This is a genomic window from Cellulosimicrobium sp. CUA-896, assembly GCF_001942335.1.
Taxonomy (GTDB): Bacteria; Actinomycetota; Actinomycetes; order Actinomycetales; family Cellulomonadaceae; genus Cellulosimicrobium.
Genome location: NZ_MKKH01000026.1, coordinates 1 through 13,401, shown reverse-complemented (window position 1 = coordinate 13,401; position 13,401 = coordinate 1). Strand labels below are relative to the sequence as shown.

At 74.9% G+C, this 13,401-nt stretch carries 15 protein-coding genes and 3 pseudogenes; 7 read left to right on the top strand and 11 right to left on the bottom strand.

Annotated elements, in window-relative coordinates:
- The first annotated feature begins 304 nt into the window (after positions 1-304).
- Positions 305-1,246 (top strand): sorbosone dehydrogenase family protein, encoded by a 942-nt coding sequence (locus BJF88_RS09880; RefSeq protein WP_255371930.1) that lies wholly within the window; start codon positions 305-307, stop codon positions 1,244-1,246.
- 44 nt (positions 1,247-1,290) lie between these two features.
- On the opposite strand, the gene BJF88_RS09875 is transcribed toward BJF88_RS09880, so the two are convergent.
- The 4 genes from BJF88_RS09875 to BJF88_RS09865 all read right to left on the bottom strand — a co-directional run bounded on the left by BJF88_RS09875 (position 1,291) and on the right by BJF88_RS09865 (position 5,088).
- The gene (locus tag BJF88_RS09875; RefSeq protein WP_139316001.1) at positions 1,291-2,703 is read right to left on the bottom strand and encodes a sorbosone dehydrogenase family protein; all 1,413 of its coding nucleotides are present in this window, start codon (positions 2,701-2,703) and stop codon (positions 1,291-1,293) included.
- A gap of 77 nt (positions 2,704-2,780) precedes the next feature.
- Positions 2,781-3,521, bottom strand: a complete 741-nt coding sequence (locus BJF88_RS09870; protein WP_255371932.1) for an SDR family oxidoreductase — start codon at positions 3,519-3,521, stop codon at positions 2,781-2,783.
- Positions 3,470-3,604 (bottom strand): hypothetical protein, encoded by a 135-nt coding sequence (locus BJF88_RS21940; protein ID WP_255371929.1) that lies wholly within the window; start codon positions 3,602-3,604, stop codon positions 3,470-3,472. Before BJF88_RS21940 ends, BJF88_RS09870 begins: the two co-directional genes overlap by 52 nt.
- 23 nt (positions 3,605-3,627) lie before the next feature.
- Positions 3,628-5,088 (bottom strand): MFS transporter, encoded by a 1,461-nt coding sequence (locus BJF88_RS09865; RefSeq protein ID WP_075828666.1) that lies wholly within the window; start codon positions 5,086-5,088, stop codon positions 3,628-3,630.
- 199 nt (positions 5,089-5,287) lie between these two features.
- Between BJF88_RS09865 and BJF88_RS09860 the strand changes: the two genes are divergently transcribed.
- Positions 5,288-6,166 (top strand): helix-turn-helix transcriptional regulator, encoded by an 879-nt coding sequence (locus tag BJF88_RS09860; RefSeq protein ID WP_222843975.1) that lies wholly within the window; start codon positions 5,288-5,290, stop codon positions 6,164-6,166.
- A gap of 37 nt (positions 6,167-6,203) precedes the next feature.
- Here the strand turns inward: BJF88_RS09860 and BJF88_RS09855 are convergent, their stop codons facing one another.
- The 3 genes and pseudogenes from BJF88_RS09855 to BJF88_RS20440 form a co-directional block, all read right to left on the bottom strand.
- Positions 6,204-6,581 carry a DUF2255 family protein gene (locus BJF88_RS09855; protein WP_075828665.1) on the bottom strand — a complete coding sequence of 126 codons (378 nt, stop codon included), beginning with the start codon at positions 6,579-6,581 and terminating at the stop codon, positions 6,204-6,206.
- Positions 6,582-6,695: 114 nt separating this feature from the next.
- The gene (locus tag BJF88_RS19015) at positions 6,696-7,298 is read right to left on the bottom strand and encodes a substrate-binding domain-containing protein (protein ID WP_158068916.1); all 603 of its coding nucleotides are present in this window, start codon (positions 7,296-7,298) and stop codon (positions 6,696-6,698) included.
- 232 nt (positions 7,299-7,530) lie between these two features.
- A pseudogene (locus tag BJF88_RS20440) lies at positions 7,531-7,662 on the bottom strand (LacI family DNA-binding transcriptional regulator); the annotation flags it as partial.
- 173 nt (positions 7,663-7,835) lie between these two features.
- Here BJF88_RS20440 and BJF88_RS09845 point away from each other — a divergent pair.
- Positions 7,836-8,684 (top strand): MBL fold metallo-hydrolase, encoded by an 849-nt coding sequence (locus BJF88_RS09845; RefSeq protein WP_075828664.1) that lies wholly within the window; start codon positions 7,836-7,838, stop codon positions 8,682-8,684.
- 3 nt (positions 8,685-8,687) lie between these two features.
- On the opposite strand, the gene BJF88_RS09840 is transcribed toward BJF88_RS09845, so the two are convergent.
- Positions 8,688-9,461, bottom strand: a complete 774-nt coding sequence (locus BJF88_RS09840; protein ID WP_075828663.1) for a DinB family protein — start codon at positions 9,459-9,461, stop codon at positions 8,688-8,690.
- Between the two features lie 176 nt (positions 9,462-9,637).
- A pseudogene (locus BJF88_RS09835) lies at positions 9,638-10,287 on the bottom strand (LysE/ArgO family amino acid transporter).
- Between the two features lie 76 nt (positions 10,288-10,363).
- On the opposite strand from BJF88_RS09835, the gene BJF88_RS23485 reads away from it, so the two are divergent.
- The 3 genes from BJF88_RS23485 (at position 10,364) to BJF88_RS09825 (ending at position 12,058) form a co-directional block, all read left to right on the top strand.
- Positions 10,364-10,540 (top strand): LysR family transcriptional regulator, encoded by a 177-nt coding sequence (locus BJF88_RS23485; RefSeq protein ID WP_369824558.1) that lies wholly within the window; start codon positions 10,364-10,366, stop codon positions 10,538-10,540.
- A gap of 41 nt (positions 10,541-10,581) precedes the next feature.
- Positions 10,582-11,295 (top strand): ArgP/LysG family DNA-binding transcriptional regulator, encoded by a 714-nt coding sequence (locus BJF88_RS09830; RefSeq protein WP_369824557.1) that lies wholly within the window; start codon positions 10,582-10,584, stop codon positions 11,293-11,295.
- 106 nt (positions 11,296-11,401) lie between these two features.
- Positions 11,402-12,058 (top strand): putative glycolipid-binding domain-containing protein, encoded by a 657-nt coding sequence (locus BJF88_RS09825; protein ID WP_075828662.1) that lies wholly within the window; start codon positions 11,402-11,404, stop codon positions 12,056-12,058.
- A 27-nt stretch (positions 12,059-12,085) separates the two neighbouring features.
- Here BJF88_RS09825 and arfB read toward each other — a convergent pair.
- Positions 12,086-12,522: pseudogene (gene arfB, locus BJF88_RS09820) on the bottom strand (alternative ribosome rescue aminoacyl-tRNA hydrolase ArfB).
- Between the two features lie 59 nt (positions 12,523-12,581).
- Complete coding sequence (locus BJF88_RS09815; RefSeq protein ID WP_075828661.1) at positions 12,582-12,947, bottom strand: iron chaperone; 366 nt, start codon at positions 12,945-12,947, stop codon at positions 12,582-12,584.
- Between the two features lie 161 nt (positions 12,948-13,108).
- On the opposite strand from BJF88_RS09815, the gene BJF88_RS09810 reads away from it, so the two are divergent.
- The coding region (locus BJF88_RS09810; protein WP_369824556.1) for a superoxide dismutase at positions 13,109-13,401 on the top strand (293 nt) is incomplete at its 3' end.

Below are 13,401 nucleotides of genomic sequence, written 5' to 3'. Positions count from 1 at the left end.
CTCTCGCTCCCGGCCACGCTAGGTTCGTCGCGCCCACGGAGGGAGGCCGTGCCAGGGCCTGGCTCGGCCGCATGCCCCCTCCTAGCGTCGAACCATGGTCCGACCGCATCGAGACGTCCGCCGGAGGCGCCGGACGCTGCTCGTCCTCGCGAGCCTCGCGCTCGCCGGGTGCACGGGCGCACCGGAGCCCGCTCCCGGCGTCGCTCCCAGCGAACCGGTGACGCCGTCGCCGTCGCCGTCGCCGGAAAGGTCCGGAGGGACGCCGCCGTCCGAGGTCGCACCCGCCGGTGATCCCCTCGACGTGGTGACGGGACTGACCAACCCCTGGTCGCTGGTGTTCCTGGAGGGGACGCCGATCGTCAGCGAACGCAACTCCGGCCGAGTGCTGGAGCTCCTCGACGACGGGACGGCCCGCGAGGTCGGCGCTGTCGCCGGTCTCGACCCCGGCGTCGCCGAGGGTGGGCTCCTCGGCCTGGCACTCGACGGGCAGGGTCGGCTCTACGCGTTCTCGACCGGTCAGGACGGCAACCGCATCCAGCGGTTCACGCTCAGGGGTCGGCCTGGGTCCCTGGCGCTGGGCGCGCCGGAGACCGTCCTCGACGCCATCCCGGCGGGTCGGAGGCACAACGGCGGACGGATCGCGTTCGGGCCCGACGGGATGCTCTACGCCGGTGTGGGCGACAACGGCACGCCCGACGTCGCCCAGGACACGGCCTCTCTCGCCGGGAAGATCCTCCGCATGACGCCCGACGGCGACGTGCCGGCGGACAACCCGTTCCCCGACTCCTACGTCTACAGCTACGGCCACCGCAACGTGCAGGGCCTCGCCTGGTCGGCGGACGGCACCATGTTCGCCAGCGAGTTCGGGCAGGACACCTGGGACGAGCTGAACATCATCACCCCCGGCGGCAACTACGGCTGGCCGGTCGCGGAGGGGACGTCGGACGGCGAGTTCGTCGACCCCGTGCAGCAGTGGGAGCCCGCGGAGGCGAGCCCGAGCGGCATCGCGGTCGTCGGCGACACGATCTTCGTCGCGAACCTGCGCGGCGAGGTGCTGCGCAGCGTCCCGGTGCCGGACCCGTCCCGGAGCGAGGAGCACTACGCCGGGGCGGTGGGTCGCCTCCGCGCCGTCGCGGAGGGCCCGGACGGTCGGCTGTGGCTGGTCACCGGCAACACCGGCTCGTTCTACGGCACGCCGCGCGCCGGCGACGACCGCGTCGTCACCGTCGGTCTCGCTCCCCGGTGACGACGTGACGGCACGGTGCCGACGGCAGGGCGCCCGATCGGCCGTCAGGCGCCCGGGGTGAGGCGGTAGACGAGGCCCGCCTCGTCGTCGGTCACGTACAGCGAACCGTCCGGCCCGGGGACGGCCGTGACCGCGCGTCCCCACCGGGACCCGTCCTCCTCCTGGAACCCGGTCACGAGCTCCACCGGCGCGCCGAGCGTCGCCGTCTCGTCGTCCCACGGGCTGAACGCGACGTACGGCGGGCGCGGAGGCCGGCGGTTCCACGACCCGTGCGCGGCGACGATCGCTCCCCTGCCCACCGTCTCCTCCAGCGTGGTCCCGGCGGTGAACTCCAGGCCGAGCGGTGCCGAGTGCGAAGGCAGCCCCACCATCGTGCTCGGCAGGCTCGCGCAGTCGAGCGCGGAGCCGTCGGGGTTGTTCTCCGGGTCCTCGACGTACGGCAGGTCCGTCAGGTCGGCGCTGTCGCGCGTGTCGGGCACGCAGAGCGGCCACCCGAGATCGGTGCCGGGGGTGATCCGGGTGAGCGGCTCGACGGGGTTCTCGTTCACGTACTCCGGGACCACCTCGCCGTACCGCCCGGTGTCGTCCTGGAACGGGTAGGGCTGGTTGTCGGCCTGGTTGACCGCGACGAAGAGGGTGTCGTCGGGCGCGACGTCGAGCGCGAACCCGTTGCGCACACCCGAGGCGACGAGCTCGTTGTCGGAGCCGTCGAGCCGGACCTGCCAGACGGTGCCTCGCTCGGGATCGGTGGAGCGGTCGGCGGGATCACGGTTCTCGGCCGAGCCCAGGCTGTAGTAGACGGTGCCGCCCTGCACCGTGACGCCCTTGCTGCCGTGACCGTCGGACGGCAGGCCGTCCACGAGGACCCGCTCGTCCGTGACCGCGCCGTCGGCATAGTCCCAGGCGACGATCCGCGTCGCCTCCCCGAGCACGAGCACGTCGCGGCCGTCCTGCTCGGTGAACGCCACACCCTGCGGGTTGTCCAGCCCCGCCAGGAGCGTCGTCCGCTCCGGTGCCGAGCCCGGGGACGTGGGGGTCAGCAGCTCGAGGATGCCCCGATCACCCGTGGAGACCACGAGACTGCCGTCCGGGGTCCACGCCGCCAGCCGCGCACCGGCGACGTCCGCCCAGACCTCCGCCGACCACCCCTCGGGGACGGTCAACGAGCGACCTTGCGCCGGGCCGCCGTCCGCACCGTCGGCGACCGTCACCGCGACGGTCACGAACGTGCTGGACGCCGCGCCGTCCCCGCTCGCCGCGGACGAGGACGTGCCGGAGGAGCCGGGGTCGGTCGACGACGAGGACGGCTCGGGGCCGCCGAGCCCGGTGTCGGGCTCCTGCGGGTCGGCGGTACAGGCACCGAGCCCGAGGAGCAGGGCCGCGGTCACGGCCACCGCGCCGGCCGTCCGTGGTCGAGACGTCCGGCGCGGTGCCCGGAGCTGTGTCGAGGTCGCCATGGACCGACGCTAGGTGAACCGCCGCTGCCGAGGGAGGTCGTGGCACTGCCTCCCTCAGCAGCCCGGACGCCCCCGGTTCAGCCCAGCTGTCCCGCCTTCATCGCGGCGATCACGCCGCCGTCCATGAGGATGTCGGCGCCGGTGATGAAGGCACCGGTCGCGTCGAGCAGGAACGCCGCGAGGTCACCGACCTCGGAGGGCGTGCCCATGCGGCCGGCGGCCGAGGTCGAGATCATCGCCTGGTACCCGGCGGCCATGGGACCGGTCATCTCGTCGCGCGCGAGCGGCGTGGAGATGATGCCCGGGCTCAGGCAGTTGACCCGCGCACCGCGCGCGCCCCACGTGACGGCCGCAGCCTGCACGCGCAGCGCGTTGGCACGCTTCGCGAGGGTGTACGCGGCACCCGAGTCCCCGACCGCCTCGGGGGTGAGCTGCGGCAGCGCACCGAGCTCTGCCGTCGGCGTGTAGGCCAGTGCGTGCTCGAGCTCGCCCGGGAACCCCGGGCCCATGTGCCCCGCCATGCTGGCGACGACGATCCCGGAGCCGCCCGCCGACACCACGCGTCCGATCTCCTCGAGCACGTAGGCGGTGCCCAGCAGGTCGACATCGATGACGCGCTGGGTGCTCGCCTGCACCGGAGAGACGCCGGCCGCGTGCACCAGGCGCGTGACCGGCCCGAGCTCGGCGGCCCTGTCGGCGAGCGCCGCGACGGCCTGGGGGTCGGACACGTCCGTGACCTGCGTGCGCACCTCGTAGCCCTCACCCGTCAGAAGCTCCGCGGTGGACTCGAGCTGCGTCTCCTTGTAGTCGGCGAGCAGCAGGGTCCGCCCCGCTGCTGCGCGGCGGCCGCTGCGAGGCCGATGCTGCCGGTGCCGATGAGGACGGCGACTTCCTGGGACATGTGATGCTCCTTGTCGTGACGGTTCAGTGGGCGAGGGTGGCGGACGGTTCGGCGTCCATCGTGTGGCGCTCGGGGCGCGCGTCGACCAGCACCATGGCGAGCGCCGCTGCGCCGACCATGAGGCCGGCGGCCACTCCGAACGCGACGAGGTAGCCCTGCATGGTGGCCTCGAGCGGGTCGCCGACGGTGCTGCCGGCGGTGACGCTCGCGGCGACGGTCGCGAGGAGCGCGGTGCCGATCGCGCCGCCGAGCTGCTGGGAGGTGTTGAGCATGGCTGAGGCGACGCCTGCGTCCTCGGCCGCGACGGCGGACGTCCCGAGCGACGTGGCAGCCACGCCCGCGGTGCCCGTGCCGAGGCCGAGCATCATCGAGCCGGGCAGCACCGCCCAGTACGAGCTGTCGGTGCCGAGGAGCAGGAAGGTGGCGAACCCGAGCGCGGCGACCAAGTACCCGGCCGCCATGACGTACCGGGGCGCGACGCGCGTGACCAGCCGGGCACCGATCTGCGTGGAGCCGACGACGAGGCTCCCGGTGAGCGGGATGAAGGCGAGCCCCGCCTGGATCGGCGTGTAGCCGAGCACCAGCTGGAAGTAGTACGTCAGCAGCAGGAACTGGCCGAACATCGCCATGATGGCGAGCCCTGTCGCGAGGTACGCGCCGCCACGGTTGCGGTCGGCGACGACACGCAGCGGCAGCAGCGGGTGCCGGACGCGAGACTCGAGGACCACGAAGGCGACCATCAGGAGGACCGCTGCGGCGAACAGCCCCAGGGTCAGCGGCGCCGTCCAGCCGTCGAGCTCGGCGCTCGTGAACCCGTACACGAGGGCGACGAGGCCACCGGTGGCGAGGACCGCTCCGACGAGGTCGATGCGCGGCTTGTCCTCGCCCACCTCGTGGCGAGGCACGACGGCCCGGGCGGCGACGGCGACCGGGATCGCGATGACGACGTTCACGAGCAGGGTCCATCGCCAGCTGACCCACTCCGTGAGCATCCCGCCGAGCAGCAGGCCGACGGCTCCGCCTCCGGCGGCGACGGCGCTGAAGACACCGAACGCCGTGGCGCGGTCCCGCCCGCCGGGGAACGTCAGGGTCAGCACCGACAGCACCGCGGGCGCGAGCAGCGCGGCGAAGACGCCCTGCAGGGCTCGGGCGACGATCAGCATGGTGGTGTCGGCGGCGAGACCGCCGAGCCCGGACGCGACGGCGAATCCGATCAGGCCGACGAGGAACATGCGCCGGCGGCCGAAACGGTCGGAGAAGCGCCCTCCGACCAGCAGGAGGCCGCCGAACGCGAGGCCGTAGGCGGTGACGATCCACTGCCGGGCGACGTCGGAGGTGCCCAGGTCCGCCTGGGCGTCGGGCAGGGCGATGTTCACGACGGAGCCGTCGAGCACCACCATGAGCTGGGCGAGCGAGACGACCGCGAGAACGGTCCACCGCCTGGCCGAGGCGTGCGGAGCAGGAGCGGCTGATGACACGGGCATTCCTTCGGTCGGTGATCCGTGGTGGGCAGGCCGCCCGAGTGTTCTCGGTGCGGCCGCTGCTCCCACTGTCGTCGACGTGCGCGACGCCGGGCAGACCGGGGCGTTCCAGGGAGCACCACTGCCTGTCTCGCGGAGCGCGGCCGGGCGATCATGGTGGGATGAGCCTGCTGCCGCCTCACGTCCCAGCACCGAGCTCGGCGTGTTCCTGCGCACCCGACGCGACCGCCTGACGCCGGAGGAGGTGGGACTGATCCGTGGTCAGGGTGTCCGCCGGACACCCGGGCTCCGGCGCGAGGAGCTCGCAGCGCTGGCCGGCATCAGCATCGACTACTACGTGCGGCTGGAGCGCGGCACCGAACGACACCCGAGCCCAGCGGTCGTGGAGTCGCTCGGCAGGGCTCTCCGGCTCGACGACGACGAGCGCGACCACCTGCGTCGGCTCGCAGCCCAGGTGGACCGCAGGGACCTGGTCCCCAACATCGCCCCCACCCGCCACGTACGGGCAGGGGTGCGGCTGATCCTCGAGAACCTGCGCCCGTTCCCGGCCTACGTCACCAACCGTATCGGCGACCTGCTGGCCTGGAACCCCAGCGGGCTCCGGATGCTGGCAGGCATCGAGGAGTGGCCCGCGACCCGGCGCAACGTCGCCCGCTACGCCTTCCTCCACCCGAGCGCACGCGGCCTGTACGGCAACTGGACCGCCCAGCTCAACGGGGTCGTCTCGGGCCTGCGGATGCTCGCCGCCACCGAGCCGGACGCCGCCGACCTCCGCGATCTCGTCGGCGAGCTGCTCGTGAAGAGCCCGGAGTTCGCCGGACTGTGGGAACGCTACGACATCGTCCCGCCGACCGAGGGTCGCAAGTCGCTGCACCACCCCGTCGTCGGCGACATGAAGGTCGGCTACCAGGTCATGCAGCTCAGCGGCACCGACGGGCAGGCCCTGCTCTCCTACTACGCCGAGCCGAACACCCCCGAGTACGACCAGATGCTCCTGCTGGACCGCCTCGACGAGGACAGCACCCAGGCCCTGGAGTCGGCCGCCGTCGACGCGGACGGTGATCCACCCGCACGGTCCTGAGCCCTCCAGGGCTCCGGGCGTGGACCTCGCCTCCGTCTCACGCCCGCGGGGTCAGCCGGATCGTCGTGAGATCGGCCCCGGAACCGGTGACCGACCCGACGATCGCCGGACCGTACCGGTCGTACTTGGCGTGGTAGGCCGCGTCGATCTCACCACCGGCCTCGCTGCCCACCTGCTCGAACGTCACGTCCTTCTCGACGCCGCCCGCGCGGACACGTCCTCGCCCGCTGGACAGCGCCCGGCGGAACCAGCCGTTCTCCGGTCCGTACGCGGATCGGACGTAGACGTCGTCGCCGACACGCACGACCCAGATCGTCACGTACGGACGCAGGCTCCCGTCCGTACGCACGGACGACACCTGCAGCTCCTCGGCGCGACCGACGCGGTCGAGCTCGTCCGCGGTCCACGTTCCCATGCTTCCTCCTCGTCCTCCGCCCGGCGCGGGTGCGCCAGGCCTGCACACGACGCTACGGCGTGAGCACCCGGCGAGGCAGGTGCTGGCAGTGCCTGCCTCGCGGGGCGCCGTGCGTCACGCGGTCGCGCGCGCGACGACGTGCGAGGGGAACGTCCGGCGCTCCGCGCGGCGGCGCCCGAGCAGCTCCGCGGTCGCGGCGGCGGCGATCTCCTCGACGGGGTGCGTCGCCGTCGTCAGGGTGGGCGCGACGTCGCGCACGAACGGCTGGTCGTCGAAGCCGGTGATCGCGACGTCGTCGGGCACGGCCACGCCGTCCTCCGCGAGCGCGCGCAGCGCGCCGAGCGCGAGCGTGTCGCTCATGGCGACGACGGCGTCCGCGCGCGGCCAGCGCCGCCGCACCTCCCGGACCGCGTCCGCGCCCGCCCGGGCCGTGAGGTCGGTGCTGACGACCCGGCGCGGCGCCCCGGCGTCCGCGACCACCGCGCCGTACGCGTCGACGGCCCGGCGCGTCCCCGGCAGCCACCACGGGCCGGCGAGCATGACGACGTCCCGGCGGCCGCCGTCGAGCACGTGCCGCATGAGACCGGCGATCCCTGCCGCCGCGTCGACGTCGAAGGCGCGGACGCCGCGGGCCGCGGGGCCGATCGCGGCGAGCCGGGGCGTCAGCGCGGGCGGGACCTGGTCGAGGACGTCGACCGCGTAGTCGACGAGCAGCACGCCGCCCACGCCGGGGTCGCGCGCGAGCCGGTCGAGCTCGACCGCGGGCGTGCCGCCGAGCCAGCGCAGCGCGACGCCGACCCCCTCGGCGTCGGCGGTGCGGCTCGCGGCCGCGACGACGCGCGCGACGTAGGGTCGGCCAGCAGCGCGGACGACGGCGAGCCCACCGCGACGACGACCCTCTCGCCACGCCCGCTGGCGAGCGAGCGGGCGCCGGGTGCGGGACGTAGCCGAGGTGCTCGGCGGCGTCGAGCACGGCCCGGCGCGCGTCCTCGGAGACGGGCCCGTCGCCGCGCAGGACGCGGGACGCGGTCGAGCGGGAGACGCGCGCGGCGGCGGCGACGTCGTCGAGCGTCGTCGGCATGGGGCCTCCTCGACAGGTGAGCGCGGACGGGTGGGTGCGTCCGGTCGCCCCGGCCCCACGCTACGACGTCCGGGCACCGATGTGGAAGCGTTCCCACGCGCGCAGGTGCCGCCCGGTGCCGACACGGCGCCGGCCCTGGCGCGTCGCGGCGCGGACGCGGTAGGAACGTGACCATGTCGACGACGACGACGAACCCCGCCCCTGCCGACGCCTGGTCGATCTGCGCGACGTGCGCCGTCGAGCACGCCGAGCGGCCGGACGTCTGCGCGATCTGCGCCGACGAGCGGCAGTGGGTGCCCGCGTCGGGGCAGCGCTGGACGACCCTCGCCGAGCTGGCCGCGGCGGGCGAGCACGTCGTGGTCACCGAGCTGGAGCCCGGGCTGCACGGGCTGACGAGCGAGCCGAGCGTCGGCATCGGACAGCAGTCGAAGCTCGTCCGGACCGCGGCGGGCACGGTGCTGTGGGACCCGCTCGGCTACGTCGACGACGCGGCGGTCGCCGCCGTGCGGGCGCTCGGCCCGGTCGTCGCGATCGTCGCGAGCCACCCGCACATGTTCGGCGTGCAGGTCGCGTGGAGCCGGGCGCTCGGGGGCGTCCCCGTGCTCGTGGCCGAGGCCGACGCCGGCTGGGTCGCGCGGCCGGACCCGGTGATCGAGACGTGGTCGGGCGAGCGCGAGCTCCTGCCCGGCGTGACGGTCTCGCAGCCCGGCGGGCACTTCCCCGGCAGCGCGGTGCTCCACTGGGCCGACGGTGCCGACGGGCGCGGGGTGCTGCTCAGCGGCGACACCGTCATGGCCAACCCGGACCGCACGTCCGTGAGCTTCATGCGGTCCTACCCGAACCGGATCCCGCTCTCCGCAGCGGTCGCGCTGCGGGTCGCCGAGCACGTCGCGCGGCGGCCGTTCGAGCGGCTCTACAACAACTTCGACGGCGTCGTCCCCGCCGGCGCGCGCGACGTCGTGCTGCGCTCGGCGGAGCGCCACGCGGCCTGGGTGCGCGGCGACTTCGACGACCTCACCTGACCCTCACCCGGTCGGCGCCCGCTCCGCCACGGCGCCCGCCTCGATCAGGTCCAGGTCGCGCACGGCGAAGCGGTGGTGCTCCCACTCCTCCTCGAGGATCACGTGCACGCACGACAGGGTGGTCTCCGGGTAGTCCGGGGCCCACGGGCTGGCGCGCACCACGGCCAGCTCCTCCGGCGTGACGGCGGCCAGGAGGTCCCGCACCATCGCGACGCGGTCCGCCCGCGCCTCGAGCACCCGGGCGAACGCCGGGGTCCCGGTCTCGAAGACCGACAGGTCGAGCCCGTCCTCCGCGGCCTGCGGGCCGGGCTGGCCGAGCGGGTGGAACGGCTGCTCCAGGCCGAGGACGGCCCGCCCGAGCCACGTGTCCGTCGCGAGCACGAGGTGCCGCAGCGTCTGCGCGAACGACCACTCGCCGTCCACGGAGACGTCGACCGTGCCGGCCGGCATCGTGGCGACCCGGTCCAGCGTCGCCGCCCACGTCGACTCGATCGCCGCCCACGCCGCGCGCAGCCCCTCCGGCTCGGTCGCGCGCCGCAGGCCGCGGCCCGGGAACCTGCGGTCGAGCTCGGCCTCGACGTAGGGGACGACGTCCACGCCGTTCACACGGAAGGCGTCGCCGTCCGGCAGCCACGGCGCGTCGACGTCCATCCCCTCGACGTGGACGCCGCGCATCACCACCCCGGACAGGTCGGACTCCACGAACCGGGCGCGGTGCAGGTCCGCGCCCTCGAACGTCGCGCCGCGCAGGTCGTCGGAGCGGGTGAACCGGGTCATGGCGCCTCCTCGTGGTGCACGCGCCGCCCGGCACCCGGCCGGGCCGGGCGCCGGACCCCCCGGCGCGGGGACGGATCGGTCGCGGGAACCGTACGACGCCCGCGGGCGGGTCACCAGCGCGGGCCCGGCACCTCCTGCGCGTGGGTACCGCACGGCTCGCGGGGCGCGCCGCCCTGTCACGCGCCGACGAGGAGCGAGACCGCGATCGCCGCCATGACGACGGCGATCGCGGCGTCGAGCACGCGCCACGCCGTCGGACGCGCGAACACCGGCGCGAGCAGGCGCGCCCCGAAGCCGAGCGCCGTGAACCAAACGACGCTCGCGAGGCACGCCCCGGCGCCGAAGAGCCAGCGCACCGTGTCGGAGCCGAGAGCAGCCGTGTCGCCCGCGTGCGCCGCGGCGTACCCGGCCGCGAGCGTCCCGAGCAGGAGCACGGTGTCGAGGTAGACGTGCGGGTTGAGCCACGTCAGCGCGAGCGACGTCCCGACGGCGGCCGCGCGGACGTCGTGCCGCCGTCCCGCGCCTCCAGGGCGCCCGGTCGCACGGCACGGCGGGCCGCGAGCGCCGCGAGCACGAGCAGGAACGCCGCGCCGACCCAGCGGACGGTGGTGAGCACCGCGGGCGCGCTCGTGACGAGCGCTCCGAGGCCGGCCGTGCCGGCGGCGATGAGCACGAGGTCGGACGCCGCGCACACCAGCACGACCGCGAGGACGTGCTCGCGCCGCAGCCCCTGCCGGAGCACGAAGGCGTTCTGCGCCCCGATGGCGACGATGAGCGAGAGGCCCGCGCCGAGTCCGGCGGCGAGCGGTGGGGCGACGGCGAGCAGGGGCACGACGCCGACGCTAGACGCGGCCGAGCCATGCAGTACAGCGAATGTTTCTGCCCCTCCGTAAGATCTGCTCATGGCCGATCTCCAGCCCGACCAGCTCCGCGCGCTCGCGGCGATCGCGGCGACCGGCACGTTCGACGCCGCCGCGCGGCACCTCGGCGTCACGCCGTCGGCGGTGAGCCAGCGCATGCGCGCGCTCGAGGCCGCCGTCGGCCAGGTGCTCGTGCGTCGCGGCCGCCCGCCGCGCTGACGCCGTCGGGCCAGGTGCTCGTCCGGCACGCGCGGCACCTGATGCTCCAGCAGGCGGACGTGCTCGCCGAGCTCGGGATCCCCAATGGTGCCGGTCGTGCGGCGGGGCCGGAAGCCGCCGGGCCGACCGCTCCCCCGCTGCCGGAGATCACGCTCGTCGTCTCCGGCGACGCGCTCACCACCTGGGCGCTCCCGGCGCTCGCCGAGGCGTCGGCGTGGGCACGGCTCGAGGTGCTGCGCGAGGACGAGGACCACTCGATCGGCCTGCTGCGCGACGGCACGGCCGTCGCGGCGGTGACGTCCGTCGCCGAGGCCGTCCCGGGGTGCCGCTCGACCCTGCTCGGGACCATGCGCTACCGGCCCGTGGCGAGCCCGGCGTTCGTCGCGCGCTGGTTCCCCGACGGTCCGACGCGCAAGGCCCTGGCCCACGCGCCCGTGCTCGCGTTCGACCGCAAGGACGACCTGCAGGACCGCTACCTGCGCGCCCGCGCCGACGGTGGCACGCCGCCCGACCCGCCGCGCCACCACGTCCCCGCGTCGAACGAGTTCCGTCGCGCCATCGAGCTCGGCATGGGCTGGGGCATGCTGCCCGACCTGCAGAGCTCGGCCTCGGAGCGCGCCGGGCGGCTCGTGGGGTTCGACGACGCGCACGCCGTCGACGTCGCGCAGCACTGGCAGCAGTGGCGCCTGCACTCGTCGTCGCTCGACCGCGTGGCCGGCGCCGTCGCCGCGGCGGCCCGCGCGGCCCTCTCCTGACGCCGACCACGACCTTGGTGTCGTCTTCCGCCGGTTCGCGTCACCGACGTCGTGGTCGACGGCGCGCAGCACCGTGCTCGGCGCGTCACACTGAGACCTCCCACGGCTGACGACGGGAGACGGCTCATGGCGACCGGCGCGAGGACACGGCACGTCGCGTGGCGGGGGGTGGGACGACGACCCCGACCGGCTCGAGGCCGCGACCGTCACCCTGCACGACGACCGCCTCGACGCGGTCGGCACGTCCCGCGCGTCGGGCCACGTCACGGCGTGGTCGCTGACGACCGGGCCCGAGTGGGTGACGCGGCGCCTCGAGGTCACGGCGCGCGGCGTCGGCTGGGCACGGCACCTCGAGCTCGTCCGCGAGCCCGACGGCGCGTGGCGGGCGCGCGCGGAGGAGACCGGGACCCCGCCGGACGGGCTCGCGGCGCCGGGGGTCGAGGCCCCCGACGCGCTCGACGGGGCCCTGGACTGCGACGTCGCGCTGTGCCCGGTGACGAACACGATGCCGATCCGGCGCCTCGGGCTCCTCGGGGACGGCGCACCCGCCGGCGAGACGGCGCTCGTCATGGCGTGGGTCGACGTCCCGTCGCTGCGCGTCCTGCGCAGCGACCAGCTCTACGCCGCGCGGTCCCCGCTCGACCCGGGCACCGGGCGCGCCGTCGTCACGTACACGAGCGCGACGCGCGACTTCACCGCCGACCTCACCGTCGACCGCGACGGCCTCGTCCTCGACTACCCGCAGCTCGCGCGACGGGTCTGAGCGCGCGTCGCGGCAGCGGACCGGGACTCAGTCCTGGGGCGGGCGCCGCAGGCGCTTGGTCCCCGAGCGCTGCTTCTTCGCGTCGAGGCGCCGCTGCACCGAGCCCCGGGTCGGGCGCGTGGCCCGGCGGCGCGGCCCGGGCGGGGCGAGCGCCTCGGCGACGAGCGCGGCCAGGCGCGTGCGCGCGGCGTCGCGGTTCCGCAGCTGCGCGCGGTGCTCCGACGCGGCGACCGTCAGCACACCCCCGGCCATGCGGCGCCCGAGCCGTTCCTCGATCCGCGCTCGCTGCGAGGCGCGAGCACCGCGGAACCCGCGACGTCCCACGACAGCTCGACGCGCGAGTCCGCCGTGTTCACGCCCTGACCGCCCGGCCCCGACGAGCGCGAGAAGCGCCACGACAGCTCCGCCTCGGGAACCACGAGCGCGGAGGTCACGCGCAGGCCGGGGCGGGCGTCGTCGGGCACGCGACCATCATGCCGGGCGCACCGCCCACCACGCGCGGCCCGTCCGGGAGAGCCACCGCTCACCGTCGGGGCGCGTTGAGGGTTGCGTCGATCTCGCGGGCGCGGAGACGGACGAGGTCGCGCACGACGTCGTCGGGCAACGGCAGCTCGGCGCTGAACCGGACGGTGCCCTTGGCGTGCGACCAACCGTCGAGCCGGGCGGCCACTCCGTCGACGGCGGCCGGGCTGAACGGGTAGACGGCGAGGTGCTTCGCCGACGCCATGGCGCTGAGCAGGGCCTTGCCGCGGTACGTCAGCGCGGGCATCCCGTAGCTCGCACCCTCGTCGGCGTCAGGCACGACCTCTCGCGCGAGCCCGACGACGCGTTCGAGCGCGCGGCGGTCCGGCTCCGGGACGCCGGCCAGGTAGTCGCTGACAGTTCCCACCCACCCATCGTGGCGGTGCCTGGCCGATCGTGCGCGGCGGCGCCTCGCGGACGGTCGGGAACCGGTCCCGACCTGCGAGATCACATCGCGCCACCCTTGACCGCGACCGTGGTCGAGGTCCTAGCGTGGCAGGAACACCGACGGAAGGAACCCGAGGAACCATGCCTGTCTACACGCTGCCCGACCTGTCCTACGACTACGGTGCGCTCGAGCCGCACATCTCCGGGCGGATCATGGAGCTGCACCACTCCAAGCACCACCAGGCCTACGTCACCGGCGCCAACACCGCCCTGGACAAGCTCGCCGAGGCCCGCGAGTCCGGCGACTTCGCCGCGATCAACCTGCACGAGAAGAACCTCGCGTTCAACCTCGGCGGCCACGTCAACCACTCCGCCTTCTGGACCAACCTCTCCCCCGAGGGCGGCGGCGAGCCCACCGGCGAGATCGGCGCCGC